The organism is Mucilaginibacter ginsenosidivorax, from assembly GCF_007971525.1.
Taxonomy (GTDB): domain Bacteria; phylum Bacteroidota; class Bacteroidia; order Sphingobacteriales; family Sphingobacteriaceae; genus Mucilaginibacter; species Mucilaginibacter ginsenosidivorax.
The window spans coordinates 4,554,063-4,578,090 of the sequence record NZ_CP042437.1; the positions used below are offsets into that span (position 1 = coordinate 4,554,063).

21 protein-coding genes are annotated in these 24,028 nt (G+C 41.3%); 10 read left to right on the plus strand and 11 right to left on the minus strand.

Features of this window, described 5'->3' with window-relative positions:
• Nucleotides 1-2: 2 nt before the first annotated feature.
• The 6 genes from FSB76_RS19055 to FSB76_RS19080 form a co-directional block, all read right to left on the minus strand.
• Nucleotides 3-866, minus strand: a complete 864-nt coding sequence (locus FSB76_RS19055; protein ID WP_147056085.1) for an ABC transporter permease — start codon at nucleotides 864-866, stop codon at nucleotides 3-5.
• On the minus strand, nucleotides 863-1,981 hold the full coding sequence (locus tag FSB76_RS19060) for a glycosyltransferase family 4 protein (RefSeq protein WP_147056087.1): 1,119 nt from the start codon (nucleotides 1,979-1,981) through the stop codon (nucleotides 863-865). The genes FSB76_RS19055 and FSB76_RS19060 overlap by 4 nt, the downstream gene beginning before the upstream one ends.
• Complete coding sequence (asnB, locus tag FSB76_RS19065) at nucleotides 1,974-3,764, minus strand: asparagine synthase (glutamine-hydrolyzing) (RefSeq protein WP_147056088.1); 1,791 nt, start codon at nucleotides 3,762-3,764, stop codon at nucleotides 1,974-1,976. The genes FSB76_RS19060 and asnB overlap by 8 nt, the downstream gene beginning before the upstream one ends.
• Before the next feature lie 161 nt (nucleotides 3,765-3,925).
• Nucleotides 3,926-4,438, minus strand: coding sequence for a UpxY family transcription antiterminator (locus tag FSB76_RS19070; protein WP_147056090.1), 513 nt, complete (start codon nucleotides 4,436-4,438; stop codon nucleotides 3,926-3,928).
• 20 nt (nucleotides 4,439-4,458) lie between these two features.
• Nucleotides 4,459-6,879 carry a GumC family protein gene (locus FSB76_RS19075; protein WP_147056092.1) on the minus strand — a complete coding sequence of 807 codons (2,421 nt, stop codon included), beginning with the start codon at nucleotides 6,877-6,879 and terminating at the stop codon, nucleotides 4,459-4,461.
• Nucleotides 6,879-7,658, minus strand: coding sequence for a polysaccharide biosynthesis/export family protein (locus tag FSB76_RS19080; protein ID WP_147056094.1), 780 nt, complete (start codon nucleotides 7,656-7,658; stop codon nucleotides 6,879-6,881). The genes FSB76_RS19075 and FSB76_RS19080 overlap by 1 nt, the downstream gene beginning before the upstream one ends.
• A 99-nt stretch (nucleotides 7,659-7,757) precedes the next feature.
• Here FSB76_RS19080 and FSB76_RS19085 point away from each other — a divergent pair, with 99 nt between their 5' ends.
• The 3 genes from FSB76_RS19085 to gap all read left to right on the plus strand — a co-directional run bounded on the left by FSB76_RS19085 (nucleotide 7,758) and on the right by gap (nucleotide 10,791).
• Nucleotides 7,758-8,516 (plus strand): glycosyltransferase family 2 protein, encoded by a 759-nt coding sequence (locus FSB76_RS19085; RefSeq protein ID WP_147056095.1) that lies wholly within the window; start codon nucleotides 7,758-7,760, stop codon nucleotides 8,514-8,516.
• Nucleotides 8,517-8,572: 56 nt separating this feature from the next.
• Nucleotides 8,573-9,676 (plus strand): MraY family glycosyltransferase, encoded by a 1,104-nt coding sequence (locus FSB76_RS19090; RefSeq protein ID WP_147056097.1) that lies wholly within the window; start codon nucleotides 8,573-8,575, stop codon nucleotides 9,674-9,676.
• Between the two features lie 113 nt (nucleotides 9,677-9,789).
• Entirely contained in the window at nucleotides 9,790-10,791 is a 1,002-nt protein-coding gene (gene gap / locus FSB76_RS19095; protein WP_147056099.1) for a type I glyceraldehyde-3-phosphate dehydrogenase, read from the plus strand.
• Here gap and FSB76_RS19100 read toward each other — a convergent pair whose 3' ends face one another.
• Entirely contained in the window at nucleotides 10,792-11,388 is a 597-nt protein-coding gene (locus tag FSB76_RS19100; RefSeq protein WP_147056101.1) for a hypothetical protein, read from the minus strand.
• Nucleotides 11,389-11,576: 188 nt separating this feature from the next.
• Between FSB76_RS19100 and FSB76_RS19105 the strand changes: the two genes are divergently transcribed.
• From FSB76_RS19105 to FSB76_RS19115, 3 genes are all read left to right on the plus strand, one after another.
• Complete coding sequence (locus FSB76_RS19105; RefSeq protein WP_147056103.1) at nucleotides 11,577-12,011, plus strand: GNAT family N-acetyltransferase; 435 nt, start codon at nucleotides 11,577-11,579, stop codon at nucleotides 12,009-12,011.
• Between the two features lie 101 nt (nucleotides 12,012-12,112).
• On the plus strand, nucleotides 12,113-13,303 hold the full coding sequence (locus FSB76_RS19110) for a phosphoglycerate kinase (RefSeq protein WP_147056105.1): 1,191 nt from the start codon (nucleotides 12,113-12,115) through the stop codon (nucleotides 13,301-13,303).
• Nucleotides 13,304-13,380: 77 nt separating this feature from the next.
• Nucleotides 13,381-13,800 carry a GNAT family N-acetyltransferase gene (locus FSB76_RS19115; RefSeq protein ID WP_147056107.1) on the plus strand — a complete coding sequence of 140 codons (420 nt, stop codon included), beginning with the start codon at nucleotides 13,381-13,383 and terminating at the stop codon, nucleotides 13,798-13,800.
• A gap of 52 nt (nucleotides 13,801-13,852) precedes the next feature.
• Here FSB76_RS19115 and FSB76_RS19120 read toward each other — a convergent pair whose 3' ends face one another.
• A complete protein-coding gene (locus tag FSB76_RS19120; protein WP_225976249.1) occupies nucleotides 13,853-15,091 on the minus strand; it encodes an endo-beta-N-acetylglucosaminidase H in 1,239 nt (412 codons plus the stop codon).
• Between the two features lie 361 nt (nucleotides 15,092-15,452).
• Between FSB76_RS19120 and FSB76_RS19125 the strand changes: the two genes are divergently transcribed.
• Complete coding sequence (locus FSB76_RS19125; RefSeq protein WP_147056109.1) at nucleotides 15,453-17,318, plus strand: CocE/NonD family hydrolase; 1,866 nt, start codon at nucleotides 15,453-15,455, stop codon at nucleotides 17,316-17,318.
• Nucleotides 17,319-17,468: 150 nt separating this feature from the next.
• Complete coding sequence (locus FSB76_RS19130; protein ID WP_147056111.1) at nucleotides 17,469-17,891, plus strand: hypothetical protein; 423 nt, start codon at nucleotides 17,469-17,471, stop codon at nucleotides 17,889-17,891.
• 42 nt (nucleotides 17,892-17,933) lie between these two features.
• Here the strand turns inward: FSB76_RS19130 and FSB76_RS19135 are convergent, their stop codons facing one another.
• Nucleotides 17,934-19,244 (minus strand): polysaccharide deacetylase family protein, encoded by a 1,311-nt coding sequence (locus FSB76_RS19135; RefSeq protein ID WP_147056113.1) that lies wholly within the window; start codon nucleotides 19,242-19,244, stop codon nucleotides 17,934-17,936.
• Between the two features lie 171 nt (nucleotides 19,245-19,415).
• Here FSB76_RS19135 and FSB76_RS19140 point away from each other — a divergent pair, with 171 nt between their 5' ends.
• Nucleotides 19,416-21,878 (plus strand): TonB-dependent receptor, encoded by a 2,463-nt coding sequence (locus tag FSB76_RS19140; protein WP_147056115.1) that lies wholly within the window; start codon nucleotides 19,416-19,418, stop codon nucleotides 21,876-21,878.
• Between the two features lie 68 nt (nucleotides 21,879-21,946).
• Nucleotides 21,947-23,158 carry a PepSY-associated TM helix domain-containing protein gene (locus FSB76_RS19145; protein WP_147056118.1) on the plus strand — a complete coding sequence of 404 codons (1,212 nt, stop codon included), beginning with the start codon at nucleotides 21,947-21,949 and terminating at the stop codon, nucleotides 23,156-23,158.
• A gap of 278 nt (nucleotides 23,159-23,436) precedes the next feature.
• Here the strand turns inward: FSB76_RS19145 and FSB76_RS19150 are convergent, their stop codons facing one another.
• Both FSB76_RS19150 and FSB76_RS19155 read right to left on the minus strand, forming a co-directional pair.
• Nucleotides 23,437-23,640 carry a hypothetical protein gene (locus FSB76_RS19150; RefSeq protein ID WP_147056120.1) on the minus strand — a complete coding sequence of 68 codons (204 nt, stop codon included), beginning with the start codon at nucleotides 23,638-23,640 and terminating at the stop codon, nucleotides 23,437-23,439.
• Nucleotides 23,641-23,673: 33 nt separating this feature from the next.
• The gene (locus tag FSB76_RS19155) at nucleotides 23,674-23,880 is read right to left on the minus strand and encodes a hypothetical protein (protein ID WP_147056122.1); all 207 of its coding nucleotides are present in this window, start codon (nucleotides 23,878-23,880) and stop codon (nucleotides 23,674-23,676) included.
• Nucleotides 23,881-24,028: the final 148 nt, after the last annotated feature.

Genomic DNA, 24,028 nt, shown 5'->3' on the forward strand with positions numbered 1-24,028 from the left:
ATTTATACAGTATCAACAAAGGTGCGTTCAACGCGGTTAAAAATTATTATTCCCGCTAAAAGTATAGCAGTAGTTATCAGGGTGGTTATGCCCAGCGATAGCATTGTAAATGTTCCCTTGCCCAAAAAACCGTATCTGAAAGCTTCTATGATAGGTGTCATTGGGTTGTATTCTACAAGCCAGGCATATTGAGGGTATTTTGCTTTTACCGCAGATAAAGGATATATAACGGTAGTACCATACATCATAAGCTGGATGCCGAAGGTGATTAAAAAGCTCAGGTCTCGGTATTTTGTGGTTAATGCTGATATGATCATACCAAGCGCTAACCCCAGCATGGCCATTAACACTAATAAAAACGGAAACAGCAGCAGGTAAATGTTGGGATGAACATTGGAGCCATGGATAGAATAAAAAATCATGGTTAACAGAAAAAGTACCATCTGAACCGCAAAACGGATCAGGTTAGAAACCACAATGCTTAACGGAACAATTAACCGGGGGAAGTAGACCTTGCCAAATAAACCAGCATTTGTTACAAATACCGTTGATGTTTTGGTAAGGCAATCGGCAAAGTAATTCCATGCTGTAATACCTGCCATATAAAACAAAGGTTTATCTAAATTATCGGCAGATATATTAGCCAGGTTACCAAACACAAAAGTATATATGATGGTGGTGAACACCGGCTGAATAAAAAACCAAAGCGGCCCAAGTATGGTTTGCTTGTAAAAAGAAACAAAATCGCGCCGTACCAGCAGTATAAGTAAATCGCGGTAATGCCATACGTCATTAAGCTTTAAATCGAGTAAGCTGCTGTGCGGCGTTAATTCAATATCCCACTTTTCGTTGGTATGTATACTCATTCGTTTAATAGTAGGTGTAATTTGTTCATATAGTCCGTCTCATTAAAATACATCAAACATTTTTTTTGTAAATTTTCTCGTTTTGCCGGTGTAAGCGGCGACTCCAAGAATTCGGTTATACATTTATATAATTGGGCGGGATCATCGGTATTAATAGCTTTGCCCAGTTCGCCGTTCCTTATGGCATCAATGCTGCCGTCGGCATTGCCGCAAATAACAGGCAGGCCGCAGGCCAGGGCTTCAATAAACACAATGCCAAAACCTTCTTTTTTGCTTGGCAGTACAAACATATCGGCCAGTAAAAAATGATCAGAAAGCTCCGGCTCCTCAATAAAACCGGTTAATATTACCTGGCTGGCTACATCGTGCTGCACTATCAGCTTATTAATCCTATCCTCTTCCTCATTATCATATTTACCTGCCAGTATATATTTAATATCGGGGTAACTGCTTTTTATTTTACTTACTGCCCGTATCACATGCTCGTATCCCTTATATTGCTCGGTAGATGCCAGGCGGGTTAGCGTAAAAATTACCGGTTGGGTTGGGTTTAATTTATAGCGTGCCAACAAGTACTTCGGCTTTTGAAAATTGGCGGGCAATTTCATAAAAGGATCAATGGCATTGTTTAAAACATCGCAAATAGCCGGGTTCAGGTTGTGCCTTACTATCATTTGCCCGCGGGTAAAATTACTTACACACACAACCTTGTCGCAACGTTTTAGCAAATATTCCTTAACCAACGAAAGCGGTCGCCAAACCTCAATGCCATGCGCAATAACCCATACCTTGCATTTGGGGTTAACTAATTTTATAAATAAGCCAATAACCGCAAGGTTTATGTGGCTTAAAATAATTATATCGGGTTTTACAGACCTGCTTATGGCTTTTAAAACAAAACCTACACGGTTTACACCAAAGCCTTTAAACGCACTGGCTGGCAGGTATTGAGGCATCAGATCATCTGGTTTATCGTACGCCGACCATAGCTCAAAATTCCAGTTAATATTTTGCGATAGTTGATATAACGAATGCCCCAATGTGCGGGTCATTTTTTGGATACCACCTGTGCTGCTAAACGTCTGCAATGTAAATAAGATTACTTTTTTAGACATAAGGTTGTATCTGGTAAAGTGCAAAAGCTTTAGACCAGTGGATTTGGTTGTTCTTAAACTTTTTAATTGTGTTTTGTGCCAGCTTGCCTTTGTACAGGGCGCTGTCGCTTATGGGGTTATATTCGCCCATCCAGCGTTGTAAAGGAAAGCTAAAGCCCATTTTGGGCCTGTTCCAAACTGCTTGCGGCAGTAAATCGCTAAAACTATCTATAAGTACCTTTTTAGCTTGCTGCTGGCTAAAGCGTATTGAAGGAGAAATGCGTTCGGCCAGGTTTGTAAAATCCTCATCTAAAAAAGGCACCCTCACTTCCAGTCCGTGATTCATGCTCATAACATCGGTATCCCTTAGTAATTGGTTTTGCATGTACAGGTTTGTTTCAAACCACGATGCTTGTTTGGCATCATAGTTATAATTTTCAGGTACATTGATGCCGTTGAAAAGAATATCTCTCACTTCGTTTTCGCCCATATCAAGAGTGCGGGCTATATCGCCCGGCGAAAATAATCCCCGCAACAGCAGGTAATCGGCTATGGGGTGCTTATTGGCCAAAAAGGTAAGCTTTTTGTAGGGATCTGGCAGTAAACCATGAGCGGCAGAGAAAAGGAAAGGCGGAATTTTTTTTAAATGCCTGATATACCTGATCCTGTTGAATGACGGATAGCCACCGAAGTATTCATCGGCTCCAACGCCCGATAGCACTGCTTTCAAGCCGTCCTCATGAGCGTATTTACTGATAAACCAACTATTAATGCCATCCGTAGTTGGCATGTCCATAGCGCTGATAATCTCTGGCAGGTGGTTTTCAAAATCCTGTTGCTGTACCAGGTGCGGGAAATTTTGACCACTTACTTTATCCAGTACCAGGCGCTGATAGGCTTGTTCATCGTAGCTTTTCTCATTAAAAAAAATGGATATCGTTTTAAGTTGCTCCTTTTTTTCTTTATCGGCCAACAGGGTAATCAGGCTGGAATCCGTTCCGCCACTTAAAAATACACCTAAGGGTGCGTCAGCTATAAGCTGGCGGTGAACTCCGTTCATTAACGTTTGTTTGATGAAGTGCTGTGCCTCGTAGGTGTCGGTTATCTGATCCTTAGTTTGTCCGGCTATTTTGTAGGTATTAATAACATGGGTAGACGACGCGTGATTCCAGCATAAATAATGGCCTTTGGCAAGGCTGAATACGTTTTTTAGGATAGTGTAAGGTTCTGGCACATGACCAAATGCTAAAAAACGAACTGGCCACGCGGCCTCATTCTCTGTAGTTATGCCTGCAGCAATGAAAGCCCTGGTTTCTGATGCAAAACTCAATTGGCCCGGCCGGATAAAATAATACAAGGGCTTTATGCCGGCTGTATCGCGCACCAGATAGGTAAGCTTTTTAATACTATCAAATAATGCAAAGGCAAACATTCCCCTAAACCTGCCGAACGCATCTGTACCCCACTGCATGTAGGCGGCTATTATAACCTCGGTATCGGTAGCCGAAGTAAATTCTACCCCAAGTGTTAAAAGCTCATTCCTCAGTTCAAGATAGTTATAAATTTCACCATTAAAGGTTATCCATATTTTTTGCCTTACATCGGCCATGGGCTGATGCCCGCTTGCACTCAAATCAATAATAGATAGCCGGCGGTGGCCAAAAACAAGATTGTTTTTTTCGTCAACAAATATGCCTTCGTCATCAGGCCCACCGTGTTGCAGTGCCTGGCACATGGCCTTAACCTGCCCTCTGATTAGTTGAGGGTGCAAATGGTTGTTAATAACTCCTGCTATCCGGCACATTTGTAATTTGATCTGTTCATAGCTTCGCCCGGTAAGTTACAGGCGTTGTTTGTAACTTATTATAAGTTAGCTGTTTATATTTTTTAAAATGTAAACAGCTTTATCATTGCTACCTGCCTGTATTGGCCGGTTTTACTATTTATTTAAAAATAACAATTCAGTTAAAATCTTTCAATGTATGATGCTGCAACATGAACTATTATGGAGCAGCCAATACTTTCGAGCCTTAATATCAATTGCTTTTGAGATCGTTGTGATACTATTTCACCTGTCATCCCTTTTAATGGCCCGGCTTTTATCATGATTTTTTCCCCGGTTTGCAGGTTCTCTTCGGTTATTTCTAACTCATAAGGGCTGGCCATTAATAACTTTAACTCGGTTATTTGGCGGGTGGGCATTGATGCAGGCTTCCCCATGAAATATAAAAATCTTGATATACCTTTTGTCATTAATATATCAGCCTGCTCATGTTGGGCAATGTTAACAAATATGTACGATTTAATAAAGGGTTCTTCAACCCATTTTTTACGGTCGCTCCATTGTTTTAGCTGGCGATGCAGCGGTAGGTAGGCTTCAACTCCTTTATCGGTTAATGCCTGGAATGCTTTTTTTTCGGCACGTGGCTGAGTATAAACCGGGTACCAATTTTTTGTTGAACTTGCATTTAAATTCATCCTTTTTAAATAAGCAAATTTTACTTAAACCATTGCCGTATATCCCACCATTTATTTTTTTTGTCGTCCATATAATATCCGGATCCCGAATAGCCATTATAGTCTGCATAATAGTAGTACCGGGTTCCTGTATTGTCTCCGCCAAATTTGGTAGTGTAATATCTTGAGTGTAAAAGGTCCTCTTCAAAGGCGTTAAGTACTATCACTGTGTTATCAAGGTGATATTCCAGTGCAATACGCTGTGGCACGGTAGCTGCATAGAATTTTGACTTACCTGACCGGATTACAAAAACGTTGATATCGCTTACCCTGATCAACGGGATAGCGTCAGATACCAGGCCAATAGGTGCGGTATCAATCATTATTATATCATACTTTAATTTTAGCTGGCTTATCAGTGCCATCATTCTGTCGCTGTGCAGCAATTCAGACGGGTTAGGAGGTATAGGCCCCGAAACAATAAAATCGAGATTCTCCTGTTCAGAATGTAATATAATATCTTCCAGCTGGTTTTGATGGGCAAGATAGTTGCTTAAGCCAAGGTCATTAGGTACATGGAAAGTTTTATGTAATTGTGAGCGCCTTAAATCTGCCCCTATAAGGATCACTCTTTTATCAATAAGCGATAAAGTACTTGATAAATTTACAGCTACAAACGACTTGCCTTCACCTGCAACTTCAGATGTGATGCAAATTACTTTACTCAACTTTTCTGAGGCAAGAAAACTCAGATTAGTACGAACTGAACGTACAGATTCAGCAAAAATAGATCTGGGTTTACTCAGGGCTAAAATCTGCCTGCTGTTTTCATCAATTACCTCGGGATATTTTCTGATAATACCTAATATTGGTATGGCGGTAAGGCTTTCGATGGTTTCCTTATCATAAATATATGGGTTTAAAACGCGTATTAAAATAATAAGCCCCAGGCCAATTACCAGGCCAAATATAATTGCCGACCGATGTATATCATGTTCATTTGGCGATACCGCGTTAAAGTTGGGCTGGGCAAATTCAATTACGGTAGCACCAGGCAAAATTCCGGCACGGCTTATCTGGGCTTCAAGTTTTTTCTCAGATAAGAATGAGTATACCTTGTCATTAATCTCAAAATCCCTTTGCAAGCTTACCAGGTCGCGCTGGGCAGCAGGTAAAGCCATTATGGTTTGATTTACCTGCGATAACTGGCTATCCAGATAAACAATGTTTTTTTCAATGCTGCTACGAATGCCCTTTATGTTGTTTAGTGCAGTGAGCTTGGTTTGTAAAATTTGCTGGTTAACATCCAGTAATGGCTGTGAGTTTGGGGTAAATGTTTTTAATAAGGTGGATCTTTCTGATATTAATCCATCTAATTTGCTTATAAGTGCATTAAGTGCCGGTAAATCAGTTCCGCCGGCGCTGAAATTCAATGTTACATTATCCTTTTCTTTTGTGATTTGATCTTTAAGCTGATCGAGGGAAATGAGCTGAATTTTTAGTAATGACCTATTGGATTCAATCTCGGCAGCCTTTGTGGCAGATGAGGTTGATGCCGAGTTTACATCAAGTATCTTATTTTTGTTTTTATATTTTTCTATCGAGCTTTCGGATCCCTTTACCTCGTTTGACAGGAAAGATAGCTGGCTATCAATAAAATCGATCATTTGCGAAGCCGATTGCGCTTTTTGGTTACGATCGAAAATAACGTACTCCTTCATGATATTGTTAAGTACATCAGCTGCAAACTGCGGGTTCGAGTCGGTTTCCTGGATAGAAAGGATGTTGGTGTTTTTTCCGGTTTCTCCGGCCCTTAAGCCACCCTGCACCCGGCCAATGTAATCCTCGGGAATATTAAAGTTAAAAATGTAAATTGTGCTATTATCAATAGCCCCCGGGTATTTTATATTAAAGCTTGTATTGCCAATTGTAACAGGGCTGTTATACTGGTACTTGTTTTTTATTTCTTTATCGCCAGCTTTATAACTCAGGCTAAATGTTTGCCGGTCAATAGGTTTGTAGCTAATTTGTTCGTGAAAAAAATTTAAGCTATCAAATTTTATTAATTGAATATTTAGCGGCTTGGATGGGTAAGTTTCGGTAGTGCGTACACGGCCCGACAGATAAAAGCTTACCCGGTAATCAATGTCCTTAATGGCGCTAAGTATAACGTTGCGGCTTTGCAGTACCGATGTGATGCTTTGTATTTTTGAGGGCCCGCGCTCGGGCACTGTCATAACGGTTATCAGGTCAGATACTTCTGACTTTTTTTCTTCAATTTTAAGCGTTCCGGATGTTGCGTAGGTTTTGGGTGTATACCATAAATAGGTATAGGATATAATTACCCCAATACTTACAGATGCTGCTATCCAGTACCAGCGGCTCAGCAATATTTTGCCGATCTTAAAATAATCAATTTCCTGATTGGGGAGTTTTCTTTGAAATTTTTCTGTCTCTTCCATTAGCGGCGTGAAAGCGATAATATTACTAAGGCCGTATTAAATAAAAGCAATATAGGCTGTACAAGGGTTGATACATTTTGCAAATTTTCGTTGCGTATTGAACGCTTGTTCTGGGATACATAAACAATATCGCCGTTTTGAAGTATGGCTCTTGGGTCGTTTATTGATTGTATATCCCGTAGGTTAATGTAGGTCACCTGCGGGTTCAATTGGTCGCCGCGTATAATTTTTATATTTGTTTCATTCGCCTTGTCTGAAAGGCCCCCGGCTTGTCCAATCATTTCAACCAAAGTAGTCCTGTCTTTTACTAACGGGAAATTACCCTGTCCCTTAAATTCTCCAAGTAAAGTTACCTTCAAATTCGTAATTTTTAATTCAATTATTGGGTCTTTAAGCAGGCTTTTACGGTAAAGGTCCTCAATAAGTTTTGCAGCTTGCGCGCGGGTAAGCCCCGCAACAGCTACGTGGCCAATAATAGGGAGGGCTACTGAGCCGTCTTCATCTACCTGGTAAACCTGGCCGGCGCCGGCGTTTCCGCCGCCGCCCGTAGCCGATGGCGCCGGATTTTCATCAACTATGTATTTGATATTTTGCAGGTTTCTGATTTGCAGCATATCCTGCGGTTTTATATGATAGTTAATCAAATCATTATTCCTGCTTTGCGATGTGTCGGTATTGGCAACCTTTTGTTCAAAAAGCACCTGATATTGTTTGCCCGAGCAGGAGGTTAAAACAAGTGCTATAAAAAAGAAAGAAAAAAAATAGATTATTATACGCATCGCGACGATAACTTATGCTTAATGTGTTATAATTGTATATAATTTCAAAATTACACAATTTGCGGGTATAACCACGGTGTATTTTTTCAATTTTAGGGTTTGAAGATATCAGTAATCACAGTTGTTTATAATGCGCAGGATACAATTGCCAGATGTATCGAATCCGTTATCAGCCAAAAATATCCCGATATTGAATATATAGTTATCGACGGCGGATCAACTGATAACACACTCCAAATAATTAACCGGCACCGCTCATCAATTAACATTTTTGTTTCAGAACCAGACAAAGGCATATATGATGCCATGAATAAAGGGATTAAACTGGCTACCGGTCAAATTATAGGAACCCTGAACGCCGACGACCGTTTGGCTGATGCTGATGTTTTATCAGCAATATCTCAGGTATTTAAAGAGAGTAGTACAGAAATAGTTTATGGAAATTTAACATACGTGCATCCCGATGGTAAAATTAAACGTAACTGGAATTCTAAACAATGTGGTGCTAATTCCTTTAATTGGGGATTTATGCCCCCGCATCCTACCTTTTATTGCCAAAGGGAATTATTTGAAAAGTTTGGTTTTTACAGTCTTGAGTACGGGTCTGCTGCCGATTACGAATTGATGGTAAGATTTATGCATCAGCATAAAACAGAGAGTTTTTTTTTAAACAAAGTTATGGTAATTATGCAGGATGGTGGTGTAAGTAACAGAAGTTTAAAAAACAGGTTTAAGGCATGGGGCTTTGATTTAAAAGCTATGAAGAACAATAGCATTTTAATTCCTGTAGTCGCGCTTGTATTAAAGCCGCTCCGAAAGATTTATCAATTTTTTAATTTGAAATTAAACCTTTGTTAGGCGATTGCGTATAACGGCTTAATAATGAAAATAATAATCAAAAATGCCCCTACACAATGATTGAACTTTTACATTCGTCACACCTTATTTACGATGTTTTGATAGTTGTGTTTTCAGGATTGATCACACTGTTATGTATCCCCTCAATTTTACATGTGGCGCGTTCAAGGCATTTGTATGATGATGTTGGCCATTTCAGGAAACAGCATGATCATGGTATTCCGCGTTTGGGTGGTGTGGCTATTTTTGTAAGTTTTACCATAACTACCTTGTTGTTTAGCATAATTGAAAAAGCGCTCCCTATCAGTTATCTGCTTATTTCATGCATCATCCTTTTTGCGATGGGCCTGAAAGACGATCTTTCGGGTGTAAATTCAAGTACCAAGTTTTTGATTCAGTTTGTGGTTGCGTTTATATTGGTAGTGCTTGGCGATATTCGTATAACCAGTATGTATGGGGTGTTTGGCATTACCCAATTGCCATACATACCAAGCACTGCATTCTCCATATTGCTCATTATGCTCATCGTAAATTCTTTTAATTTAATTGATGGAATTGATGGTTTGGCTGCAACCACTGGTATTATAGTTAACAGCGCTTTTGCTTTTTTATTTATGTACATCAGTCAATATGAGCTTGCGGCTGTTTCGCTGGCTATGGTAGGAGCTATTATTGGGTTTTTAAAATATAATATTACCCCTGCTAAAATATTTATGGGAGATACCGGAGCATTACTTATTGGCTTAATATCGGCGGTAATGGCTGTTAAATTTATTGAGGTTACAAAAATTGAGCGCATAAATGTACCCACAATAGCCTGTGCCCCGGCATTAACCATTGCCATATTAATAGGTCCTGTTTTTGATACTTTAAGAGTATTTACTTTGCGGATAGCAGGCGGCAAATCACCTTTTGAGGCCGACAGAAACCATATTCATCACCGTATTTTAAGGTTGGGACTTAATCACCTGCAAGCAACGTTGTGTTTATCGGCACTAAATTTATTGTCAATAGCTATGGTACTTATGTTTGGCTGGCTGAGTAATTCTTTGCTGATAGTGCTTATCCTGGCAATTTCAATAATTGCCAACTGGATTATAACATTTAGCCTGCGATCAAAAGAACGTGAGCATTTTGCTCTTCGTAACTTTTTTGCTTAATAGCATCTCGCCCGGCAATCTGCTGTAAAGTAGTTTTAGCGTCACTAAATGAGGGGCGCTATAAATAGCCATTCATCTTCATTAACTTTGCGCCCTTTATAAAACACAAAGAGATGAGGATTGCTATAAATGGTTTTGGCCGTATCGGGCGTATATTTTTACGCAATATCATAAACCGGCCTGGTATAGAGGTTGTAGCTATTAATGACCTTACCGATACTGAAACCCTTGCCCACCTATTTAAATATGATTCGGTTCACCGCGGTTTTAAGGGCGAGGTTCATTTTGATAGCAGCAATTTGTATATTAATGGGAAAGCTATAAAAGTTTTGGCCGAAAGTGATCCTTTGGCATTACCATGGAAAGGCCTGCATATCGATCTGGTAATTGAATCGACGGGTAAATTTACCTCAAAAGAGGGCGCGCAAAAGCATTTAACCGCGGGCGCAAAGCAGGTAGTCATATCGGCGCCGTCAACAGGTAAAAGTGTGCCAACAGTGGTATTGGCTGTTAATGATAGCGAGGTTGATTTATCGTCTCCTATATTATCAAATGCTTCATGCACCACCAACAATGTAGCAGCCATGGTAAAAATACTCGACGAAAACTGGGGCATCATTGATGGCTATATAACCACCGTGCACTCCATGACAGGCGACCAGAATTTACACGACGCACCACATAAAGACTTAAGGCGTGCCCGTGCGGCATCGGCCTCCATTATTCCAACTACTACAGGCGCAGCCAAAGCAATAACGGCTATATTTCCGCACTTAGACGGTCATTTAGGAGGCGCCGGCATAAGGGTGCCGGTTCTTAACGGCTCGTTAACAGATTTTACCTGTAGCTTGAAAGGGCAGCCTACTGTGGAGGAAATTAACATTGCATTTAAAAATGCAGCCGATGGCCCGATGAAAAATGTATTGGAATACACCAACGATCCGATAGTATCAACAGATATATTGGATAATACGCATAGCTGTATTTTTGATGCCCAGCTTACATCAATAGTAGGAGGGCTGGTAAAAGTTGTGGGTTGGTATGATAATGAAATGGGGTACAGCAGTCGCCTTGCCGATCTGGTAGAAAAAATTGCCCAATTCAAAAGTATTTAGTTAATCGGCTTTTGAATAAGTTAAAATAGCATTTGTAGTTGCAAGGTCGCTGTTCTTTTTGTCATGGTAGTACCAGGTAGAAAAGCTGACCTGGTCTGTGCTTATTTTTAAAATATTGGTTTGTGCCTCGGTAGCTAATTGCTGTAGCTTATAAGCTTTGTAAAATATAAAATCGCGTTGCAATATTAGTTTGGTGTACTTAACACCAGATATTGTAACGGTAGATGCTGTTAAAAAAGGAACGTTGTTATTCAAGTTATCGTCAACAGAGTTATAACGATATAGGTGGTCTTCGTTAAGTATCTTATATTGATAACCGTTCAGGTTTGTTTTTGAAAAATCTTCTTTTACGTGAAATGCCGATGCATTTTTATAATCATCGGGGTTAAGCAAAAAAGTTAATTTTTCATGATAGGTTAAATAAAGCGAATCCTGTTTCACTACCGTTGATACGCTTTGTACAGCAATATCAAATTTAACAGCATACGAACCAGATGGGCTTGTAGCATCGGTTGATGGTGAAGGAGCATTGTCACTAATTTTGTGACAACCTGATAAAATGGCAATTATAAATAGTGGCAAGATATATTTATGCATAGTTAAAGGCTAATTATGTGTTGGTACTTGCAATTAGTATGCCTTGTTGGGGGGAATTGTATAAAAAAGATATTTTTTTTCAAATAATGACAACCATAGGAAAAAGAAATCGTAAAAAGCAGGTTTTAAACTTCGGCCTGGTTTTAAAAACTTCACCTATAGGAAAATAATTACCCAAACTGTTGAATATGATAAAATTTATTGAGGTAGAAGCGCTGTTACCTATTCGGAATGAAATATTGCGCGAAGGGCGCCTTACACCAAATGAATGTCGGTTTCCTACCGATAAAATAGCAGGGGCTTTTCATTTGGGGTACTATAAAGGCGATGAATTGGCTTGCATCGTATCTTTCCACCCTCAAAATTATGGCGAATTTGCTGGAGTTGGCTACCAGTTAAGGGGAATGGCTACAATTGAAAAATACAGAGGGCAGGGGTTGGGAAACCAGTTAGTTAATTTTGCGCTTACTTATCTGCGCGGCCAAAAGGCAAATTATGTTTGGTGCAATGCCCGCAAAAAAGCTGTGCCATTTTACCACAATACTGGTTTCGAGATTGTTTCGGCCGAGTTTGAAGTGCCAGGAATAGGACCGCATTTTGTGATGTACGTTAAGTTAATGTGAAATATTGGGTAAAATTGAACAGCTTTTTACTTTTTTAGTTAAGAATTTAGAATAAAATGCTGAATTTGCGCGCCTTACCATTAAACGACCCATATAATTATATGAAAACCGTAGATCAAATTAGTTTTGCAGGCAAAAAAGCCCTTATCAGGGTTGATTTTAACGTGCCTTTGGATAAAGATTTCAATATTACCGACGATAACCGGATGACGGCAGCATTGCCAACTATAAAAAAGATTTTGAAAGATGGCGGCAGGGTTATCCTCATGTCGCACCTGGGCAGGCCTAAAGATGGTCCGAACGAAAAAGACTCTTTAGTGCACGTAGTGCCCCATCTTTCTGACCTGTTGGGTCAGCAGGTGCAGTTTGCTAATGATTGCATTGGTGAAGAAGCTGTTGAAAAATCAAAAAACCTGGGCAATGGCGAAGTGTTGCTGTTAGAAAATCTTCGTTTTTATAAAGAAGAAGAAAAAGGCGATGTTGCCTTTGCCGAAAAGCTTTCAAAATTAGGCGATATATATGTAAATGACGCTTTTGGTACAGCTCACCGTGCACATGCTTCAACATCAATCATCGCTCAGTTTTTTCCGGATGCCAAATATTTTGGTTACCTGATGGCAGGCGAATTGGCTAACGCCGAAAAAATCCTGAATGGCGCCACGAAACCTTTTACGGCTATCATGGGTGGATCTAAGGTATCTGACAAGATTCAGTTAATTGAAAAACTATTGGATAAAGTAGATAATCTAATTATTGGTGGCGGTATGGCTTATACCTTTGCCAAGGCAGATGGCGGTAATATCGGTACCTCGTTGGTAGAGGCTGATAAACTTGATCTTGCTATCAGCCTACGACAAAAAGCTAAAGATAAAGGAGTAAATCTTTACCTGCCGGTAGATAACGTTATTGCCGACGCTTTCTCAAACGACGCTAAAACTGGTGTTGCCAAAACCGGCGAAATTCCGGATAACTGGATGGGATTGGATATTGGCCCCGAAACGGTAAAATTATTCAGCAAGGTGGTTGAAGAATCAAAAACCATTTTATGGAATGGCCCGATGGGGGTATTTGAAATGGAAACATTTTTGGTGGGTACCAAAGCTATTGCCGAGGCAGTGGTTAAAGCAACCGAAAACGGCGCATTTTCACTGATTGGCGGTGGCGATTCGGCAGCTGCGGTTGCTAAGTTTAACCTGACTGATGAAGTTAGCTATGTATCAACCGGCGGTGGCGCATTGCTGGAATATATGGAAGGTAAAGAGTTGCCGGGCGTAAAAGCTATCAACGAATAATAACTAAAAAGTATAAAATGAAAAGTTCGATCTGTAAAAAGACCGGACTTTTTGTATTTTAAAAAGAGATGCCTGGCATGCATGTCCGATATTTTAAAGAAGAAGATTGTCATTCCCTGCGGGATATTTATCTCGTAAGCCGTAAGCAAACATTCAATTGGTTTGATACATCTGGATATAGCCTGGATGATTTTGACAGGGATACCGAAGGAGAAAAAATCTTGGTTGCCGATTATGAAGGCGCGGTAATTGGTTTTATATCACTATGGTTGCCCGATAATTTCATACACCACCTGTTTGTTCATCCTGCTTATAGCAAAAAAGGTGTTGGGAAAATGTTGCTGAATGCTGCGGTTACAATGCTTCACAAACCTGTTACGCTGAAGTGTTTAACCCGTAACGAAAATGCTTTGGCATTTTACAGGTCGCAGGGCTGGCAAATTCAGGAACGTGGCGAAGGTAAACCGGGAGATTACTTTTTGATGAGCTATATTTAGGTAGCTGAAAACAAACCGGGGCTTTTCTGTAAGGAAAAGCCCCGGTTTGTTTTTAGTTTATCTTAACCGATGATACTACATCATTGGCATTTGGCGATAAGGTTGTAAAGTTGGTGGTATTGGCAGTAATTGTCCATGATGTACCGGCAAAATTATCATTGCTATACATCGTAACCGTCCATCCCGATGGTACTTTTATAGACGATGCCCAATCGTTTACAAAGCCGTAAGCCTGTAATTGAGCTAAAGTATAATTGCCTTTAGGGATGGCGCCTGTTGCTGTACCGGCGTAATTAATATCCTGGTAAAAATTAACGCCAGCGGCAGGAGTTCCGGTATTAAAGGTGGTAGCCTTGCCATAAAGCGCGTTAGATACGCTGGTTAAATAAGTATGCGTATCGGCGTTTGGCAGGTTGTAATACAAGTAAATACCATAATTATTATTTACAGTTTGAGTAGCCAATGATGCCGCCGTTGATGCGCTGGTGCTTTGAATGTCAATGGCCGCGGGCCCAAGGTTAGCAGCAGCAAGGCCGGGCACGTTGGGTACCGAGTAGGTGCCATAAATGGCATTCCAGCTATAGTCAACTTTCGACCCGACGGTTACGCCATTGAAGCTTAGACGAGATGCTGCCGGGCCGTAATCGTAAAACGAAATGATTTTATTAGGCATTAGCTGGCGTAAGGCAGTTACCAGGTAAACAAACGAACTTGAATTTGGCTGCCCGGTGTTGTTGGTGCCATAATCGGCATATTCGTCATCAAAGTCAATTCCATCCAGGCCATAGGTTGTTACGGCATTGCTTAATAATTGGGCATATGCCTGTGCCGAAGCCTGGTCTGGAAAGTTGCAGATGCCCGCTCCCTGGTGATTGCCTAAAATGGATAGTAAAACTTTAATGCCCTTGGTCTGCAACGGTTGTATATAAGCTGCTTTGTTACTGAGTACATTGGTTACCTGGGTATTAAAAAACAGCTCGGCTTTTTGAGTAGTGGTGTCGTAGTTGATATTGGCCGCAAAAATGATGGCGATATCAAACAACTGCTGCCCGGTTGACAGGTAATAGTTGCCCACGTTACGAATATCATTATTATTTACCTCTACATAACAAACACCCTTTGGCCCGGTTACACCGATGGCATTGGTACCAAGTTTTGAAGTGCCATTTGAATTCGGCGATCCCGCTGGCGTGGGTGCCTGGTCTTTTTTACAGGCGGCTGTCATCAGCATAAGCGAACCAAATAAAACTGATAGGTTTTTGGTTAAGGATACATTAAAAGTTGTTCTCATAGTGTTGTTTTAAATGATGAATAAATAGGTATATAAAGGTCTTGTTCCCCACTTTGTACTGCCGGGAATTGGTGAAACATCAATTTAATTTATCTTATTAGGTCGCCTGTGTATAACCGGGGAATTTATACTTCAGGTTATTGGTTTATAACAAAGGGACAATTTGCCAGACAAAATTGCCTACAGGTATTGCTTATTGTTTATAAAAATATATATTTTAATTAATATATATTATCTCGGTGGTTTAATTTGAAAAAAATGCACGATCTTTTGTAACAAAGACACGCATTTTATAAAATGCCGGACTGCCGGTTTGCCCAATTTATTTTATTCGACTATTTTAGGGAATTACTAACATCATATGAAAAAAACGCTCCTCATCGCTTTATGCTTTGTTTTTTCGACCATTTGGTTGCAGGCCCAGCCAAAAGGCCTCGATGCAGATTATATAAAAGCCAATTACACTAAGTACGAGTATAATGTGCCCATGCGCGATGGTAAAAAGCTGTTTACATCGGTATATGTACCAAAAGATCAAACCAAAAAATACCCCATCATGATGGATAGAACACCCTACAGCGTAGCGCCTTATGGTGTTGATGCCTACAAGGGCGCCCTTGGTCCGTCGTCGTTATTTGTGCACGACGGGTATATTTTTGTTTACCAGGACGCTCGCGGCCGATGGATGAGTGAGGGCATTTTTGAAGAGATGACTCCCGAAAAGGAAGTGCACAAAACAAAAAACGATGTAGACGAAGGCACTGACACCTATGATACTATTGACTGGTTGCTGAAAAACATTAAAAACAACAACGGGAAAGTAGGCGTCTGGGGTATTTCTTACCCCGGGTTTTATACAACGGCTGCATTGTTAAGCCGTCACCCGGCATTGGTAGCAGCATCGCCGCAGGCGCCAATGGCCGATTTGTACCGCGATGATGCTTTTCATAACGGCGCTTTTATGCTTACCGCCAACTTTGGCTTTTACCCGTTTTTTACTAACCGCCAGGATGATAAGCCCACACAACGCCGCGGCAACGGCTTTAATGCCGGCACAAATGATGGTTATGCCTTTTTTATGAGGATGGGATCGGTAAAAAACTCCAACGATAAATACTATAAAGACACTATCCGTTTATGGAATGAAATGCTTGATCATCCCAACTATGATCAGCATTGGAAGGATCGGAATGTACTTTACCACCTGCACGATATAAAAACCGCGGTACTGGTTACCGGCGGCTGGTATGATGCCGAAGATTTGTACGGTGCTATCAACACATACAAAACACTGGTTAAGGAAAATCCTAAAACCCAGGTTTACTTTACCATGGGCCCCTGGGTGCATGGCGGCTGGGCCCGTGGCGACGGCGATCATTTAGGCGACATAGGTTTTGGAGGCCCTACAGGCCCGTTTTACCGCGAAAAAATTGAATTCGCTTTTTTTAGCCATTACTTAAAAGGTACCGACCTTAACCTGGAACCGGTTTCGACTTTTGAAACGGGCGTAAACCAATGGAAAACTTATAAAACCTGGCCGCCAACGGAAGCCGTTGATAAAAGCCTATACCTGCTGCCCGGCGGTAGACTTTCATTTGATGCACCCGCGGCAGGCGATAGCTATGACGAGTTTGTATCAGATCCCAACAAACCGGTACCATTTATCAGTACGATTGAGAACGACATGAAACGCGAGTACATGACCGCCGACCAGCGTTTTGCATCGCAACGCCCGGATGTGCTGACTTATGAAACCGATGTGCTTGACAAAGATGTAACCCTTGCAGGCAACATTTGGGCCAACCTTAAGGTATCAACTACCGGTACAGATGCCGATTGGATAGTTAAAGTTATTGACGTATATCCCGATTCGACCAAAAACGACAAGTTTACCGGCAAGGACGTATACCTGGGCGGTTACCAGCAAATGGTACGCAGCGAGGCCATGCGTGGCAAATTCCGCAATGGCTTTGATAAGCCTGAGCCTTTTGTACCAGGCAAAGTAACCCCTGTTAATTTCGAATTACAGGATGTGCTGCACACCTTTAAAAAAGGCCACCGCCTGATGGTGCAGGTACAAAGCAGCTGGTTCCCGCTTATTGACCGTAATACCCAGCAATTCCAGGATATTATGAAAGCTAAGGATACCGACTTTAAAAAGGCAACCCACAAAGTTTATACATCTAAAGATGAGCCGAGCTTTTTGAAGGTTAGGGTGATAGAATAAATTATACCCTGCATTTAGCTTTAGCTAAACAAATTAAGGCATAGGTAAATAGCGTTGGGCGAAAAGGATGTTCTGCAATTAGTTTCCGGCGAGTTGCAAAACTTGTAGCGCTTTGGTTCCGCAGATCGTAATGGTATAAAAACTAATATCATGATCAGGAGAATATTATTACTGCTACTTATTGCCTCTTTTACTTTTACAGCCTGTAACAAGAAACATCAGCAGCCTGCCTGCACTATTGGTGTTTGTACGCAGCAGTTTGTAAGTGTTGGGGTACACTTTGCCAATAAAAATGGAGACGGGGTAAATGTTGAAAATTTCGTGGCTAAAAATTTGCGTTCCGACTCTGTGATAGTGGCTCCAGGTGTTATTGATCCGGGGTTCTCGCCGGCATATAAAACCATTGCCAATGATAATATTATCAATAAGTTTTCTACCGGTGGCGATAATGTACAAATTACTGCAACAAATCCGTCAACCCATCAAACTAAAACAGCCATCGTAAAAATTGCCGGCGGATGTGCATGTCACGTCAGCAGAGTTTCGGGGCCTGATACAATAGTTTTCGATTAAGAGCATTGGATAACGGATAATTCTCGATTGCTTTTACCTGGTTTATAGTTTTGTTATAATCGCAGGTGTATTGATTTTAACCTGGTAAAGCACATAATCGCTTTCTTTATCATGCACCAACCTGGCATCAACCACTTTGCCATTTTGGGTAATTCGGACATTTTTCCACCCGGCAGGTAAACAGGTTTTAAGGGTTAGCGGGATATTATAAAAACGCTTATCAAGCGGGTGGCTTACTTTAATTACCAGCTTGCCATTTTGCATACCGGTGGTAAGGTTTGCACTTTGGCGTTCGCGCATGTATTTAGTAACATCGCCAAAGGTGGCAATCCAAAGCTTGTCTTCGTGGTTTTTGATGTAGGTAAAATATTCATCCAGCTCGGTAGCCGGCAAAGCCTCCCAGCCAATGCCCTGCACACCATGGTGGGTAAGTACCAGCCATGTATCGTTCCTGTTCATGGTGGTATCAACCCAGGCTTTCATCATAGGCAGCGGTGTTTTGGTAGTAGCGCCACGTTGGTACTGCACATACGCTTTCCCCGTATTGCCCGGCGTATCTTTATTACCGCGGCTAATCTCTTTCAGCCAGGGTTCGGGCATGCGGTTGCGTAGGGCCGGGTAAACCCTGCTTAGGTACGATACCGCCCGCTCGTTTTCGGTGCCAAAAGGCCCTTCGGCGCTAAAAGTGTACCGCAGGCCAAGCTTATGCAAAATATCCAGCCGGCTTTTCTCCATCTCATAAAGCATATTGGGCTCGTCGAGCGCGGCCAGGCGCGGATGGGTAACCATGTGACTGGCAAATTCGTGTCCCTGGGCCGCGTATTGTTTAATTTGTGCCCAGGTTGTGCCATGCGCGTCGTTGTACTCGGTATTATGTTCCATACCAGGTTTAAAATCACCTTGGCGCACTTTACTGTATAGTTCATCTATCACCTTATAGGCCGCGTCGGGTTTATTATCGTCAATTAGTGAACCCGCTTTATAATGATAGTCAAGCGTACCAATCAATCCCAGGTGCCCCGCTGCCGATGCACGCTCGTAAAAATTATCCTTGTTGGTAAGTGTTGTGGCGGTTTCAGCAATTATCTGTTTCAAAGGCCGCCCAATAAATTTTGCCTGGTATTGCGAACCGGGTATTTGCCCGGTGATAATAAAAAACGTGCTTTTAATCCCCAGCCTGTTTAAAATAGGCAGTGCAACCTTAAATTGGTTAACGGAGCCATCGTCCCAGGTGATAGATACCGCGCCATTGCGGCCGTATTGCCATTTAGTTATCTCGGTTTTACCCGGCTGCGCCTTTAAACAGTTTATAAACAATGGCATGAGTAACAGGGTGGCGACAAGCTTTTTCATTTGGGGGAGGTTTATACATGCTAATATATGCAGATGGTTGCTCTGTACAATCTTGTAACGAAATAGTTATTCATTAACACTTTCTATCTTATTTAAACTAATTCTAAATAAAAGTTGTGAATTAAAATTGAGTTGTTATTTTTGCGCTTAATTAGACTTAATCTAAATAGAATGTTGAATCCTCTACAGAACTACCTGCAAAAATTTACGCTCCTCTTTCTTTTCGTATTTATAAATATTTTAACCCTTAAAGCCGATGATGATGGCAATAGCGGTAAAATAAATGGCTTTGTAAAAACCACCGATGGTAAACCGGCATCATATGTTACAGTAGCTATCAAAGGCTTAAACAAAAGTACCAGTACCATTGATGATGGTTCATTTACCTTTGTTAATCTTAAGCCTGGTGTATATACTTTAGTTACCAGCTTTATGGGCACTAAAGCCGAGCAGCAAACGGTTACGGTAGTTGCCAATCAAACTACACAGGTTACGTTTACTTTAAGCGAAACCTCGGCACAGCTTGATGAGGTGCTTATTTCGTCTACAAAAACTATTAATAGCAAAAAGCTTACTATAGGTAAAATGAATGTAGCGCCTATGGATTTGCCGCAGAGTGTTACGGTTATCAGCAGCAATACGCTTGCCCAGCAGCAATCTATCAGGTTAAGCGATGTAATCAGGAATGTTAATGGTGTTTACCTGTATAGCGCCCGCGGCAATACCCAGGAAACCTTTGGGTCCCGTGGCTACAATTTTTCGAGCACCAATATGTTTAAAAATGGTTTCCGTGTAAACTCGGGTGTTGTGCCTGAAGTGAGCTCGCTTGACCGTATAGAAATTTTAAAAGGCAGCGCGGCTTTATTATATGGCAACGTAGCACCCGGCGGTATTTTAAACATGGTAACTAAAAAGCCATTATTTGAAGCAGGCGGAAAAGTATCCATGACATATGGCAGCTATGATTTGTACCGCCCCTCGTTTGATGTTTACGGGCCTATCACCTCAAAACTGGCTTACCGCTTAAACGGTACTTACGAAAAAGCAAACAGCTTTCGCGATAATGTAAAATCCGAAAGGGAGTATATTAACCCATCGTTCCTGTATAAAATAAGCGACAAAACAACTGTTATTGTAGAGGGCGATTACCTGAACTACGATTTTACACCCGATTTTGGAACCGGGCAAATAAACAACGTAATAGCTAATGTGCCGCGCAACCGCTACCTGGGTGCTTCATGGTCTACCGGTAATACCAAACAGTCAACAGGTACGGTTACCATTAATCACCAAATTAACAGCTTGTGGCAAATAAGCGGTGGCTTAAATTATCAGCATTTTAACAGGCAATACCAAACAACCGAGCGTGTGTTGCCGGATGCAACCGGCGACTGGGGCCGTACCCTTAACCGTGCCAAAACATTGGAAGACTATTACACCGGCCAGTTTAATGTAACCGGACAGTTTAACACAGGTGCCATAAAGCATAATATTTTGGCAGGGGTTGATGCCGACAGGTACAACAACACGGCTTATACCTATGTGGCCACCATTAATAAGGTATCAAGCTATTGGGATAATGGCACATCATTAAAATCTGCCGTTTACGATACCATCAATATTTTTAATGTAAATAAATACAAGCTGCGTACAGATAAGCCGCAGATGAACCCTTTTTACAGCATCCTTACAAAAACCAACCGCTTTGGAGCTTACTTTAATGATTTGATAAGCATATCAGATAAAGTTAAAGTGTTGGCTGGTATCCGCTGGTCGTACCAGTACATAGCGCCAACACAGGTAACCAATTATTACTTGCCTGCTTTAACCGCCCAGGCAGCAGGTAAAGAGGATAAGGCATTTTCGCCCCGCGTTGGCATAGTTTATAAGCCGGTGGCCAATACGGCGTTATTTGCAAGCTACTCCAACTCGTTTATCACCAACACGGGGGTAGATGTTAATAATAAACCACTTTCGCCATCATTGGTAGATCAGTACGAGGCGGGTGTTAAAAACGATTTCCTGAATGGCAATTTATCGGTAAATGTAACGGCATACCGTATCATCAATAATAACCTTGCCCAAACAGCGCCATTTTTGGCCGATAGTACCACGGTAAACATTAACACCAATATTAAAGAGCTTGTTGGCCAAACCAAAAGCGATGGTGTTGAACTTGATATTGCGGGCCACCCCGTTAAAGAGCTTGATTTAATGGCGGGTTACAGCTACACCAACGCACGTTATTCAAAAACATCAACATCGGTTGGTAGTAATATAGCCGGTCAGCCTTTAATTAACGTACCTAAGCACACCGCCAATGCCAGCGCCTTCTATAATTTTTATAACGGCGATTTGAAAGGCTTTAAAGTAGGGGCTTCCGTGTATTACCTGGGTAACCGCACCGCCGGTAACGCCAACACGGTTGGGCAAACCCAAACTATATCAAGGCTGGTTAATGTACCGGGTTTTACCACGGTTGATGCCTCGGTTGGTTACACCTATAAAAAGGTTTCTATTATTGGTAAAATCTCCAACATAGGGAATGTGCTTAACTACAATGTGCACGAAAATTATAGTATTAACCCTATAGCGCCAAGGCAGTTTTTAACTACTGTGAGTTATAGCTTTTAATACCCTAATACATAATTAATGAACAAACCGGGATATGCTTTAGTATACCCGGTTTTGTAATGTAAGCCATGAAAGTATTTTTCCGTACCATACATCTTTATTTGAGCCTTGCGGCAGGCATTGTCATTTTTTGCTCATGCCTCACGGGTACTATGCTGGTTTTTGAAAAAGAAATTGAGCATACCCTGCACCCCAAACTTTATTATGTGCGCGCCGCAGCTACACGGGTACCGCTGGAGCAAATGATTAATGCCGCCCTTAAACAGGTACCCAAAGCAAAGCTGGCCTCGGCAATGGTTTATAATGATGCTGCCAGAACGGTTGAGATTGGCTTAATTGTACCCGAAAAGAAAGGTAAAAAAGGGAGTGCTGCCCAAGCCGAAAAAGGCAGGCCCGCAGCAGCACAGGGCGATAAGGATAAAAAAACTAAAGAGGCCGACCGGGCAAATTTAAGTGTGTTTGTAAACCCCTACACCGGCCAGGTAACAGGGCAATACAGCCGCAGGCAATCGTTTTTGTACTCGGCCGAGATGTTTCACCGGTTTTTGCTGGCAGGCAAGGATAGCCTGGGCGATTGGGTGGTATCAATCTCGACATTGCTTTTCCTGTTTATATTAATAACCGGGGTAATACTGTGGTGGCCTAAAACCAAAAACGTTATGAAGCAGCGGTTAAAAATAAAGTGGGGCGGTAGCACCAAACGGCTGGTACATGATTTGCACCTGGTTACCGGCTTTTACACTTCGATATTTTTAATTGTAATTGCTTTAACAGGTTTAATCATGACGTTTAAGCTGGCTAACCAGGCATTGTTTGCCATAACGGGTTCAAAGCTGGTAAAAGAGCAGCCTAAAACACCGCAATCAAAATACCAGGCCGGGGCCAAAGCTTTAAAGGTAGATGCGGCATTGCAGGCCGTAGCAGCACAAACCGCATTGGCAGATTATTATACAGTACGCGTACCTAAAGACTCATTGGCGGTTTACAGCATAAACATTTTACCCAAGGGTGCAGTTGAAACCACTGCCGATACCTATTACGTTGACCAGTATAGCGGTGGCATAGCCGGCGCGCAATTGTTTGCCGCCAAAAGTTTAGGCCAGCGGGTAAGGGCTTACGTAAAACCGGTACATACCGGCTCGGTTTACGGCTTGCCTACCAAAATTATCAGTTTTGTTGTATGCCTTTTATCGCTTATATTCCCGGTAACAGGGGTAATGATGTGGCTTAACCGTACCCGTAAAAAAACTAAAACCTACAGGAAGCTGGAATTGGTTTAGATTGAGGTTGATGGTTTGTTTAAGGCTGAGTAACATTACCATTTGGCGATTATATCGAATGATTGCTGTTCACGGAATCGCTTTTGAAGGTAAGTAGGTTAGTTTTTCGCGCAAAGACGCTAAGAAGCAAAGAAAAATAAGCAAATCACTTTGCGTCTCAGCGTCTTCGCGCGAATTGATTTTTTTAAGCTATTCCTCTGATCTAAAAGGCATCGAATATTTCCAGAATTATTGGTCTCATTCGGGGAAACACTATTCTTATCAGCTTATCGCTGATCTCATAATTCATTTAACAAATCGTCGAAACCTATCGATTCCAATTTGCCTGCTTTTATTGCCTTCATCTCTTTTGCTGCGGTTTTTAAACTTTCAGTAATAGATGATTTTACGCTTACTTTTTTTATCGTAACCCCCAACTCCTTTAAAAGCAATCTCACCAGCTTTTCTTTATCATTAGGTACCGTAATTTGTAAAACTGTCATTGGTTTAGTCTTCTAAGATTCCTTGTTGCGGTTTCAAGCTTTCGAAAGCATTTTACCCTCTTCTAAAAACTTCAAATCATCATCAGACCACGTCGAAATTTGGGCCAGCTTTTCTTTGTAGGCAATGGTATTAGTAGAGGAATCCTGTTGTATAGTGACACCAAGCCCAATAAGGATTTGTTTTACCAGCGAGTTTTTTTGTCGGGGATATTGATCGTCAGCTTTTCCACTATGAATCAAATTTACAAAATTTTAAGCCTTGATTCTGATTTTAAATAGCCGCTCAACGCTCTTTTGAAATTTACCGCATAGCGTCAAAAGTCACCAAAAATGTTGAAAACTTTTTGGTGGTAAAAAGTGGTAATTTGTGGTAAAAGAGAATTACTTT